Source organism: Lysobacter sp. Root690 (genome assembly GCF_001427785.1).
Taxonomy (GTDB): Bacteria; Pseudomonadota; Gammaproteobacteria; order Xanthomonadales; family Xanthomonadaceae; genus Lysobacter.
Genome location: NZ_LMHM01000016.1, coordinates 194,745 through 206,893, shown reverse-complemented (window position 1 = coordinate 206,893; position 12,149 = coordinate 194,745). Strand labels below are relative to the sequence as shown.

At 66.2% G+C, this 12,149-nt stretch carries 5 protein-coding genes and 1 pseudogene; 3 read left to right on the top strand and 3 right to left on the bottom strand.

Annotation, left to right across the window (positions count from 1 at the left end):
• Positions 1-100: 100 nt before the first annotated feature.
• From ASD86_RS18560 to ASD86_RS18550, 3 genes and pseudogenes are all read right to left on the bottom strand, one after another.
• Positions 101-697, bottom strand: coding sequence for a hypothetical protein (locus tag ASD86_RS18560; protein ID WP_157476834.1), 597 nt, complete (start codon positions 695-697; stop codon positions 101-103).
• An 88-nt stretch (positions 698-785) separates the two neighbouring features.
• Positions 786-5,699: pseudogene (locus ASD86_RS18555) on the bottom strand (NAD-glutamate dehydrogenase domain-containing protein); the annotation flags it as partial.
• A 481-nt stretch (positions 5,700-6,180) separates the two neighbouring features.
• On the bottom strand, positions 6,181-7,341 hold the full coding sequence (locus ASD86_RS18550; protein WP_056113998.1) for an acyl-CoA dehydrogenase family protein: 1,161 nt from the start codon (positions 7,339-7,341) through the stop codon (positions 6,181-6,183).
• Positions 7,342-7,828: 487 nt separating this feature from the next.
• Between ASD86_RS18550 and ASD86_RS18545 the strand changes: the two genes are divergently transcribed.
• The 3 genes from ASD86_RS18545 to metH form a co-directional block, all read left to right on the top strand.
• The gene (locus ASD86_RS18545; protein ID WP_056113996.1) at positions 7,829-8,791 is read left to right on the top strand and encodes a metalloregulator ArsR/SmtB family transcription factor; all 963 of its coding nucleotides are present in this window, start codon (positions 7,829-7,831) and stop codon (positions 8,789-8,791) included.
• A 10-nt stretch (positions 8,792-8,801) separates the two neighbouring features.
• The gene (locus ASD86_RS18540) at positions 8,802-9,926 is read left to right on the top strand and encodes a homocysteine S-methyltransferase family protein (RefSeq protein ID WP_056113993.1); all 1,125 of its coding nucleotides are present in this window, start codon (positions 8,802-8,804) and stop codon (positions 9,924-9,926) included.
• A gap of 147 nt (positions 9,927-10,073) precedes the next feature.
• A partial coding sequence (metH, locus tag ASD86_RS18535; RefSeq protein ID WP_235567815.1) for a methionine synthase occupies positions 10,074-12,149 on the top strand: 2,076 nt, incomplete at its 3' end.

Here is a 12,149-nt window from a genome sequence, read left to right as displayed (position 1 = left end):
CGCGAAAGTGAGCAACGCCGCAAGATATGCAGCATGGCGTGCCCTCACCCAACCCTCTCCCGCAAACGGGAGAGGGCTACAAGCAGAAACAAAACGTGCTTCACGTCACCCGCTGCATCACCTGAAACGCCGCGCCGCCGCCCCAGACTTCGACCCAGGGTTCGGATTCGTCCAGGGTCCAGGCCAGCAACGCGCGTTCGCGGTTCTGCTCCCAATCGCCATCGGGCCACGGGAAATGCCAACCGCCGAGCACGGCGACGATGTCGTCGGCGTACATCGGGCAATGAGTTTGCCAGTGTTTGAGATAGGCATCGTCGTCGTGACCGTCGTCGAACGCATCCGGCGGCGGCAGCGAACGCGACGGATGGGCGTACAGCGGCTCGCCCTCGACCGGGGAATCGGCCCGCGGCAAACGCGCCTGCGGGTCGTGCACGGCGAATCCCGATTCGCAGTCTTCTTCGTCGGTGTAGATGCTCAGCACGCCGCTGTCCGGGCCGAGGCCTTCGGGGAGGAACCGGCAGTCGATGCTGAGCCAGTGACGGTGATTTGCGTCGGGCGCGGTGACCACGCCGGGGCCACCCCACCATGCGGCGAATCGCTCGCCATCGCGTTTGAGCAGCACGCTGACGCGAGCCAGCGCGTCGGCTTGCGCGATCAGCGCCGACACGGTCGGCGCGGAATCGTCGGATCTGGCCATGTTCATCGTTCCTTGATGAAAGAATTCCGGGATGTAACGAGAAAACCACCGGCTGCGGGAGCGCCTCGCGGCGCCCCCGCATCACGGCTTAGCCGCGCGCGGCCAACTGCGACAGACGCTGCACCGCGACCGAGGCGGTCGGGTAATCGAGCGTCTTCTGCGCCGCCAGCTCGGTCAGCATCGCCAGGGTAAAACGCAGCGACTGGTCGTCGCGTCCCAACCATGCCTGCACCTTCGCATCGGCGTTGGCGCCCGGCATCTTCAGCACCTGGCCGACCAGGATGCGCTGCTGGGTCGACAGTTCCTCGCGCAGCACGCCGCGCGCCACCGCATGCCAGCGGCCGTCGACGGTCAGCGCGTCGATCTGCTCCTGCAGCCACGGCAGACGCAGCGCTTCGCCGAGGCGGAAGTGGACCTTGGCCACGTCGACCGGCTTGAGCTTGCGCTCGCGCGCCAGTTCGATGATGTCGCAGCTCGGCTCCAGGTACGGCAGCGCGGCCAGCTGCGCGGCCAGCGATTCGGGCACGCCCTTGGCCTTCCAGTCGGCGAACGCGGCGTCGTGGGTCGGGCGTTCGCCGTCGCCGAGGATGCCGTGGCCGGCGCGGATGTTCTTGAAGCCGTCGTGGTAGCGGTCGACCGCGGTGGTGATGTCGGGGATCGCGCCCGGACGCGACAGCAGCCAACGGGTGAACGAACGCTGCAGCGTCCAGATCACCTGCAGGGCGTCGATCTGGGTCGACTCGGCGACCTTGCCGTCGAGCGCGTCGATCTGCGTCCACAGGTCGCGCGCGTCCAACGTCTCGCGGGTGATGGTGAAGGCCTTGGCGACCTCGCCCGGGGTGCGGCCGCTGTCTTCCTGCATGCGCAGCAGGAAGGTCGCGCCCATCCGGTTGATGGTCGAGTTGGTCACCGCGGTGGCGATGATTTCGCGCTTCAGGCGGTGGTTTTCCATCGCCTTGGCGTACTTGGCCTGCAGCGGCTGCGGGAAGTAACGCACCAGTTCCTTCGACAGGTACGGGTCTTCCGGCACGTCCGAATCGAGCATCTGCTGGAACGCGACCAGCTTGGAGTACGACAGCAGCACCGACAGTTCCGGGCGGGTCAGACCCTGGCCGCGCGCCTTGCGCTCGGCGATTTCGGCGTCAGACGGCAGGAACTCGATCTGGCGATCGAGCAGGCCCTGCGATTCCAAGGTGCGGATGAAGTGCAGCTTCGAACCCAGGCGCGACAGGCTCATCCGCTCCATCAAGCTGATCGCCTGGTTCTGGCGGTAGTTGTCGTTGAGCACGAGGTCGGCGACTTCGTCGGTCATCGACGCCAGCAGCTTGTTGCGCTCGGGCAGGGTCAGCTTCTTCGCCTGGACCTGGCCGTTGAGCAGGATCTTGATGTTGACCTCGTGATCCGAGGTGTCCACGCCGGCGGAGTTGTCGATGAAGTCGGTGTTGAGCAGCACGCCGTGCTGCGCGGCCTCGATGCGGCCGAGCTGGGTCAGGCCCAGGTTGCCGCCCTCGCCCACCATCTTGCAGCGCAGGTCGCCGCCGTTGACCCGCAGCGCGTTATTGGCGCGGTCGCCGACGTCGCTGTTGGTTTCGCTGCTGGCCTTGACGTAGGTGCCGATGCCGCCGTTCCACAGCAGGTCGACCGGCGCCTTGAGGATCGCGCTCATCAGCTCGACCGGGCTCATCGCGGTGGCGTTGCCTTCGATGCCGAGCGCGGCCTTGATTTCCGGCGACAGCGGGATCGACTTGGCCGAACGCGGGTACACGCCGCCGCCCTTGCTGATCAGCGCCTTGTCGTAGTCGTCCCAGCTCGAGCGCGGCAGCTTGAACATGCGCTCGCGTTCCTTGAACGTCTTCGCCGCGTCCGGATTCGGGTCGAGGAAGATATGGCGGTGGTCGAACGCGGCCAGCAGGCGGATGTGCTCGCTCAGCAGCATGCCGTTGCCGAACACGTCGCCGGACATGTCGCCGATGCCGACCGTGGTGAAGTCCTGGGTCTGGCTGTCGCGGCCGAGCGAACGGAAGTGGCGCTTGACCGACTCCCACGCGCCCTTGGCGGTGATGCCCATGCCCTTGTGGTCGTAACCGACCGAACCGCCCGAAGCGAAGGCGTCGTCGAGCCAGAACTTGTGCTCGGCGGCGATGCCGTTGGCGATGTCGGAGAAGGTTGCGGTGCCCTTGTCGGCGGCGACGACCAGGTACGGATCGTCGTTGTCGTGGCGCACGACATTGGCCGGCGGCACGATCTTGCCGCCGACGATGTTGTCGGTGATGTCCAGCAAGCCGTTGATGAACATCTTGTAGCAGGCGATGCCCTCGGCGAGGATCGCATCGCGGTCGCCGCCGATCGGCGGACGCTTGGCGAAGAAACCGCCCTTCGAACCGACCGGCACGATCACCGTGTTCTTGACCATCTGCGCCTTGACCAGACCCAGCACCTCGGTGCGGAAGTCTTCGCGGCGATCCGACCAGCGCAGGCCGCCGCGGGCGACCGGGCCGAAACGCAGGTGCACGCCTTCCACGCGCGGGCCGTAGACGAAGATTTCGCGGTACGGACGCGGCTTGGGCAGGTCCGGCACGTTGGCCGAATCAAACTTGTAGCTCACGTAGCCGCGCTCGGAACCGTCGGCGGTGGTCTGGTAGTAGCTGGTGCGCAAGGTGGCGTTGATCACGCCGATGAAGCTGCGCAGGATGCGGTCTTCGTCGAGGCTGGAGACGCGGTCGAGCAGCGCCTTGATCGCCTCGACCGTGGCCTGTGCCTGCTGATCGCGCTTGCCGTTGCGCGCTTCGATGACCGGCTTGAGCGCGGTCATGACCGCGGCGTCGCCGCCGGACAAGGTGTCGAACTGCTGGACCAGGCGTTCCTGGCCGGCCTTGATCTCGTCCTTGCTCTCGTTGCCGGTGCACGGGTCGAAGCGCGCTTCGAACAGTTCCACCAGCAAACGCGCGAGCAGCGGATAGCGGCTGAAGGTTTCCTCGACGTAGCTTTGCGAGAACGGCACGCCGACCTGCAGCAGGTACTTGCAGTACGCGCGCAGCATCGCGACCTGGCGCCAGGACAGGTTGGCGGTGAGGATCAGGCGGTTGAAACCGTCGTTCTCGGCATTGCCGCGCCAAATCTGGGCGAAGGCTTCCTCGAAGTTTTCGTCCAGGCGGTCGACGTCGATGTCGTTGTTGGCGGTCTCGACCTCGAAGTCCTGGATGTAGACCGGCTGGTTGTCGACATTGAGCCGGTACGGGTGCTCGGAGATCACCCGCAGACCCATGTTCTCCATCATCGGCAGCGCGTCCGACAACGGGATGTCGTCGAGCTGGCGATAGAACTTGAAGCGCAGCCCGCCTTCGCCGGTGCGCGTGCGGCACAGGCTCAGGCGCAGGTCGTCGGGGCCGCTCAGGGCGGCGACGTGGGCGATGTCCTGCGCGGCGACGCCGGCGGAGACTTCCTCGATGTAGCCCGCCGGCAAGGCGCGGCCGTAACGATTGGCCAAAGCCAGGCCCTGCTGCTCGCCGTTGTTGCGCACCAGCGCTTCGCGCAGGTCGTCCTGGCGGTTGCGCACGATCTCGGCCAGTTCGGCCTCGATCGCGGCGTTGTCGATCTGGCGGCCGCCGTTCTGGACCGCATCGCCGGCCTTCGGCCGCACGATCAGGTGCAACTGCGCCAGCGGCGATTCGCCGATGTGCACGGTGGTGTCGATGTGTTCGCCGTGCAGCTTGTCCTTCAACATCGCTTCCACGCGCAGGCGCACGTCGGTGTTGAAGCGCTCGCGCGGGATGTAGACCAGGCCGGAGTAGTAGCGGCCGTAACGATCCTGGCGCAGGAACAGCTTGCTGCGCACGCGTTCCTGCAGGCCGAGGATGCCCGAGGTGGTCTTGAGCAGTTCTTCTTCGCTGGACTGGAACAGCTCGTCGCGCGGCAGGGTTTCCAGCACATGGCGCAGGGCCTTGCCGCTGTGGCTGTCGGGGCCGAGGCCGGACTGCTGCATCACATAGGCATGGCGCTGACGCACCAGCGGGATGTCCCACGGGCGGCGGTTGTAGGCGCTGGAGGTGTACAGGCCGAGGAAGCGCTTCTCGCCGGTCGGGCGGCCTTCGGCGTCGAAGCTCAACACGCCGATGTAGTCCATGTAGCCGGGGCGATGCACGGTGGAACGCGCATTGGTCTTGGTCAGGATCAACGCATCGACCGAACCGGACTGCGGCATGTAATGCGCCGCCAGCGAGGTCAGCAGGCGCGGCTTGCCGACTTCCTTGCCGCGCAGCAGGCCCAGGCCGCTGTCCTTGACCGCGCGCAGCACGTCATTGCCGCCGAGCTTGACGACTTCGTACTCGCGATAGCCCAGGAAGGTGAAGTGGTTGTCGGCGGCCCAGTGCAGGAACGCCTGCGCTTCGCGCTTGCCGTCTTCATCGATCGGCAGGTTTTCGCCCGGCAGATCGTCGGCGACTTCGTTCATCTTGTCGCGCATCTGCGCCCAGTCGCGCACGATCGCGCGCACGTCGGCGAGCACGGTTTCCAGCGCCTGCTTGACCGCGGCGGCCGATTCCGGGGTCTGCCGGTCGATTTCCAGGTGCATCAACGATTCGGCCACGCCCTGCCCGACCGCCAGCAGCTTGCCGGCCTTGTCGCGCTGGAAGGTCACCACCGGATGGCCGAGCACGTGCACGCCGATGCCCTGATCGGCCAGCGCCATGGTCACCGAGTCGACCAGGAACGGCATGTCGTCGTTGGCGATCTGCAGCACGGTGTGCGGCGATTCCCAGCCATGCGACTTCAGCGTCGGGTTGAACAGACGCACCAGCGCCGACCCCTGCTTGCGATCGCGCGCGTAATCGAGGAAATCCACCGCCAACGCCGCCCAGCCATCGGGCTGATGCTGCGGCAGCTCATCCCCGCTCATGCGCTTGTAGAACGCATGCGCGAACGCTTCGGCCTCGGCATGGCGCGCCTTGGGCAGGCGCTTGCGCATCGCCGCGACGATCGGCTCGAGGCTGACCGCCTGGCTGTCGACCGGCGGCGCGGACTGGCCGGTGTCCAGCGCGGCCTTGTCGGGCGCGGCCTTCTTGACGCTGGCCGACTTGCTGACGGGCGCGGGCTTGCTCGCAGCGGGTTTGGCAACAGCCGGCTTGGCCGAGGTTTTCTTGACCGGGGCTTGCTTGGCCGATGCCGACTTCGTCGCCGGTTTGGCGGCGGCGCGTTTGGCGGGTTCGGGCTTGGAAGCTTTTTTAATGCTCATGGGGATGTCGAGATCCGGATGGAATGAGGCCCACGCTTTCGCGCGGGCCAAGAGAGTGGTTATTGCTTGGAGTTCAAACCGTGCAAGGCGGCAACGACGCCGGCGCCGTAGTCGAGCGACGCGCCGACACGGGCCCGCGCGCAGACGCGCGGGCCGGCATGCATGGCGCGGATCGAAACGCGCAAGCCCTTGCCGCCGTCCTCAGGACAGGCGGTAGGCCTAGACGAACCGAAACGTTTCATCGTCGGTATTTTCAGCGCAGACCGGTTTCGTTGCGGGCGATGACCAGACGCTGGATCTCGCTGGTGCCTTCGTAGATTTCGGTGATCTTGGCGTCGCGGAAATACCGCTCCAGCGGCATTTCCTTGGAATAGCCCATGCCGCCGTGGATCTGCACGGCCTGGTGGGCGATCCACATCGCCGCTTCCGACGCGGTCAGCTTGGCGATCGCCGCCTCGTTGCTGAAACGGCCGCCGTTCTTCTCGGTCTGGCCCTTGGTCCAGGCCGCGCGCAAGGTCAGCAGCAGGGCCGCGTCGAGCTTGCACTTCATGTCGGCGATCTTGGCCTGGGTCATCTGGAACGCGCCGATCGGCTGACCGAAGGCCTTGCGCTCGCGCACGTAGACCAAGGTGGCCTCGTACGCCGCGCGGCCGATGCCGATGGCCTGCGAGGCGATGCCGATGCGGCCGGCGTCGAGCACGCCCATGGCGATCTTGAAGCCGTGGCCTTCCTCGCCGAGCACGTCCTCGGCGGCGGCGACGTAATCTTCGAACTCGATCTCGCAGGTGGCCGAGGCGCGGATGCCGAGCTTGGGCTCGGTCTTGCCGCGGTGGAAACCGGGCTTGGCGGTGTCGATCATGAACGCGGTGATGCCGCGCGCGCCCTTGTCCGGGTCGGTCATCGCGAACAGCACGATGTACTTGGCGACCGGGCCGGAGGTGATCCAGCTCTTCTTGCCGTTGATCACGAACGTGCCGTCGGCTTGCTTGACCGCCTTGCAGCGCATCGCGGTGGCGTCGGAACCCGACTGCGGCTCGGTCAGCGCGAACGCGCCGATTTCGTGGCCTTCGGCAATCGCGCGCACGTACAGCTGCTTCTGCGCCTCGGTGCCGAACTTGAGAATGCCGTTGCAGAACAGCGAATTATTCACCGACACGATGGTCGAGTGGGCCGCGTCGCCGGCGGCGATTTCGACCATCGCCAGCACGTAGGAGATCGGGTCCATGCCGGCGCCACCGTACTCGGCCGGCACCTCGATGCCCATCAGGCCGTTCTCGCCGAGGGTGCGGATGTTCTCGAGCGGGAACTCGCCGGTCTGATCGTGGTGCTCGGCGCTGGGAGCAATCTTTTCCTGGGCGATACGGCGCGCCACGTCCTGGATCATCAACTGCTCTTCGGTAAAGCCAAAATCCACGTCGGCACCTCTCGGGTCTTGATTGCTGTGGTGATTGCCATCGCAGCCCGATCGAACGGCGCCGTCGCCTCACTGGCGTGTCGCGGCCGATCCGACCCTGGCTCATGGTCCGCGCGTCCATTCGTTGAACCGCGAACGCGAATTGTAGCCGTGCGCGCCGAATAACCCCACCCATCGGCCTGCCCCGATCTGGCGTTCGGCCCGCGCGCTTTCAGTCCGCTTTCAGACGCCGTCAGGGTCGTCCCGGCTTTTGCTGCGACGCGTCACGACTTGACCTGAGGGGCGCCGGATACCACACTTATCTCTGTATCGCGATACGTTGATGGAAGAGCGGGTTTGGGATCGGGGATCGGCGGGGCCACCCGGCCTGGCTGTTTCGAATCCCGAATTCCGCGCTCGCAGAATGCTTCTTGTCGATTCGTCGCGGTTTCAGTTCCTAGTCCCCTCTCGCGAATTTATTCGCCTCCACACGAGTTACGCATCCCTCATGGATCTCGAAGGCTGGTCGTCCCGTCTCAAAGTGTTCGCCGACGCCACCCGCGTGCGTCTGCTGACCCTGCTCGAGCGCGAGGAACTGACCGTGGCCGAGCTGTCGGCGATCACCCGCCTGGCCCAGCCGCGCGTGTCCACCCATCTGTCCAAGCTCAAGGAAGCCGGGCTGGTGCGCGACCGCCGCGCCGGGGTGTCGGCCTATTACCGCTTCGACGAGGGCGCGCTCGATCAGGCCCAGCGGGCCCTGTGGCAGACCCTGAGCACCGGCAGTGACGATCCGTTGCTGCGTCAGGACGCCGAACGGGTGACCGCGGTGCTGGCGATGCGCGCCTCCGACCAGAACTGGGCCGACTCGGTGGCCGGCGACATGGAGCGCCACTATTCGCCCGGCCGCACCTGGGAAGCGCTGGCCCGTTCAGCGGTGCCGCTGCTGCAACCCGGCGACGTGCTCGACATCGCCTCCGGCGACGGCGTGCTGGCCGAGCTGCTGGCGCCGCATTCCAACCGTTATGTGTGCCTGGACGCCAGCACCAAGGTGGTCGCGGCCGCGTCCGAGCGCCTGCGCAAGCTCAAGAACGTGGAAGTGCGCGAGGGCGACATGCACGCGTTGCCGTTCGACGCCGACAGCTTCGACCTCGTCGTGCTGATGCACGCGCTGACCTATGCCGAGCAACCGGCACAGGCGGTGGTCGAAGCCGCGCGGGTGCTGCGTCCCGGCGGCCGCCTGCTGCTGACCAGTCTGGCCAAACACGAACACCGCGGCGCGGTCGAGGCCTTCGGCCACGTCAACCTGGGGTTCGCCGAAAAGGACCTGCAGAAATTCGCCGGCAAGGCCGGGTTCGAGATCGTCAGCTGCGAGACGGTCACCCGCGAACGCCGGCCGCCGCATTTCGAAGTGATCGCGTTGATGGCGCGCAAGCCCGGCGGCGAGCCGGTGCGCAAGGCCGGCAAGAAGTGAGGAGATCGATATGAAACAGCTGCCTTGGATCAATCCCGAGCGCGCGCAAGCGCTGGAACGCGGGTTGGCGCAACGTATCCTGGTCATGGACGGCGCGATGGGCACGATGATCCAGCAGTTCACGCTGGAAGAAGCCGACTATCGCGGCGAACGCTTCGCCGAAGGCTTCGACCGGCTGTACGCGCCGCAGGACGAACACGGCGCGCACGTGCACGGCGAGGGCTGCGGCTGCTCGCGCGACCAGCGCGGCAACAACGACCTGCTGACCCTGACCCGGCCCGACATCATCGGCGACATCCACGCCCAGTACCTGGCCGCCGGCGCCGACCTGATCGAGACCAACACCTTCAACTCGACCACGATCTCGCTGTCCGATTACGGCCTGGAGCATCTGGCGCGCGAACTCAACCTCGAGGGCGCCCGCCTGGCGCGCCAAGCCTGCGACGAGGCCGAAGCGCGCGACGCGGCGGCCGGCAAGGACAAGCCGCGCTACGTGATCGGCGTGCTCGGCCCGACCAGCCGCACCGCCTCGCTGAGCCCGGACGTGAACCGTCCCGGCTACCGCGCGATCACCTTCGACGAACTGCGCATCGCCTACCGCGAAGCCACCGACGGCCTGATCGACGGCGGCGCGGACGTGATCATGGTCGAGACCATCTTCGACACGCTCAACGCCAAGGCCGCGCTGTTCGCGGTCGAGGAAGCCTTCGACGCGCGCGGCGCGCGGCTGCCGGTGATGATCTCCGGCACCATCACCGACGCCTCTGGCCGGACCCTGTCGGGCCAGACCGCCGAGGCGTTCTGGTACTCGGTGCGCCACAACCAGCCGGTCGCGATCGGCCTGAACTGCGCGCTCGGCGCCAAGGACCTGCGCGTGCACATCGACGTGCTGGCGCAGATCGCCGACGCCTACATCAGCACCCACCCCAACGCCGGCCTGCCGAACGCGTTCGGCGGCTACGACGAAACCCCCGAGGACATGGCCGCGGTGCTCGGCGAATTCGCCCGCGCCGGCCTGCTCAACCTGGTCGGCGGTTGCTGCGGCACGACGCCGGCGCATATCGCCGCGATTGCCGCGGTGGTCGAGGGGGTGGCGCCACGGCAGCCGTTGCAGTTGGTGGACGCGGCGGCGTGAGCCTCGCCTCTCCGCCCGCGCCACCTTCCTACCGTCATTCCCGCGAACGCGGGAATCCAGTGCCTTTGACCGCATCCACACGAAAGTCGCTGGATTCCCGCGTCCGCGGGAATGACGAGCAAAAGCAAATTCAGAATTCCTGACGCAATGACCGCAACCCTCCCCCGCCAGACCCGGCTCAGCGGCCTCGAACCGCTGCAGATCACCCCGCAAAGCAACTTCGTCAACGTCGGCGAGCGCACCAACGTCACCGGCAGCGCGCAGTTCAAGAAGCTGATCATGGAGAACCGCTACGACGAAGCCATCGTCGTGGCGCGCCAGCAGGTCGAGAACGGCGCGCAGGTGCTCGACGTCAACATGGACGAGGGCATGCTCGATTCCGAGCTGGCCATGGTCACCTACCTCAACCTGATCGCGGCCGAACCCGACATCGCCCGCATCCCGGTGATGGTCGACAGCTCCAAGTGGACGGTGATCGAGGCCGGGCTCAAGTGCCTGCAGGGCAAGGGCATCGTCAATTCGATCTCGATGAAGGAAGGCGAAGCCGAGTTCTTGCGCCAGGCGCGGCTGGTGCGGCGCTACGGCGCGGCCGTGGTGGTCATGGCCTTCGATGAGGTCGGCCAGGCCGACACCATCGATCGCAAGGTCGACATCTGTTCGCGCGCCTACAAGCTGCTGACGCAAGAGATCGGTTTTCCGCCCGAAGACATCATCTTCGACCCCAACGTGTTCGCGATCGCCACCGGCATCGAGGAGCACAACAACTATGCCGTCGATTTCATCGAGGCCACGCGCGAACTCAAGCGTCGGTTTCCGTACAGCCATATCTCCGGCGGCGTATCCAACGTTTCGTTCTCGTTCCGCGGCAACGAGCTGGTGCGTCAGGCGATCCACGTGGTGTTCCTGTACCACGCGATCAAGGCCGGCATGGACATGGGCATCGTCAACGCCGGCGGTTTACCGCTGTACGACGATCTCGATCCGGACCTGCGCGAACGGGTCGAAGACGTGGTGCTCAATCGCCGCCCCGACGGCACCGAGCGGTTGCTGGACATCGCCGACCGCTTCAAGGGCAAGAAAGGCGAGAAGAAAGTCGAGGACCTGCGCTGGCGCGACAAGCCGGTGCGCGATCGCTTGAGTCATGCATTGGTCTACGGCATCGACCAATGGATTGAGGAAGACACCGAAGCTGCGCGCGCCGAATCGACCCGCCCGCTGGACGTGATCGAAGGCCCGCTGATGTCGGGCATGAACGTGGTCGGCGACCTGTTCGGCGCCGGCAAGATGTTCCTGCCGCAGGTGGTGAAATCGGCGCGGGTGATGAAGAAGGCGGTCGCCTATCTGCTGCCGTACATCGAAGCCGAGAAGCTGCGCACCGGCGATGTCGGCAAGTCCAACGGCAAGATCGTCATGGCCACGGTCAAGGGCGACGTCCACGACATCGGCAAGAACATCGTCGGCGTGGTCCTGGCCTGCAACAACTTCGACGTGATCGACCTGGGCGTGATGGTGCCGGCGCAGACGATCCTCGATCGCGCCAAGGCCGAGAATGCCGACCTGATTGGTCTGTCGGGCCTGATCACGCCGTCGCTGGAGGAAATGAGCCACGTCGCGCGCGAGATGCAGCGCCAGGGCTTCACCATGCCGTTGCTGATCGGCGGCGCGACCACCTCGCGCGCGCACACCGCGCTGAAGATCGACCCGCATTACAAGTCGCCGACGATCTGGGTCAAGGACGCCTCGCGCGCGGTCGGCGTGGCCCAGTCGCTGATCTCGATCGATCTGCGCGAGCCGTTCGTCGCCGCCAACGCCTCCGACTATGCCGAGATCCGCGAACGCCACAAGAACCGCGGCGACGGCAAGCGGCTGGTATCGCTGGAAAAGGCGCGCGGCCAGCGTTACGACGGCGGCTGGGACGACTACGTTCCGCCCGTGCCGAAGCAACCGGGTCTGCACGTGTTCGACGATTACCCGCTGGACGAACTGGTCGAGTACATCGACTGGACGCCGTTCTTCAACACCTGGGAACTGGCCGGCCGCTATCCGGCGATCCTGAGCGACGAAATCGTCGGCAAGCAGGCCACCGAGCTGTACCGCGACGCGCGCAGGATGCTCAAGCAGTTGGTCGACGAGAAGTGGATCAAGGCCAAGGCGGTGTTCGGGCTGTGGCCGGCGAATTCGATCGGCGACGATGTCGAAGTGGAAATGAACCTCCCTCTCCCG

Bases quoted from the DNA above. Each gene is read 5' to 3' on its own strand.
- ASD86_RS18540 (WP_056113993.1), top strand. From the start codon at position 8,802: ATGAAACAGCTGCCTTGGATCAATCCCGAGCGCGCGCAAGCGCTGGAA.
- ASD86_RS18560 (WP_157476834.1), bottom strand. From the start codon at position 697: ATGGCCAGATCCGACGATTCCGCGCCGACCGTGTCGGCGCTGATCGCG.
- ASD86_RS18545 (WP_056113996.1), top strand. From the start codon at position 7,829: ATGGATCTCGAAGGCTGGTCGTCCCGTCTCAAAGTGTTCGCCGACGCC.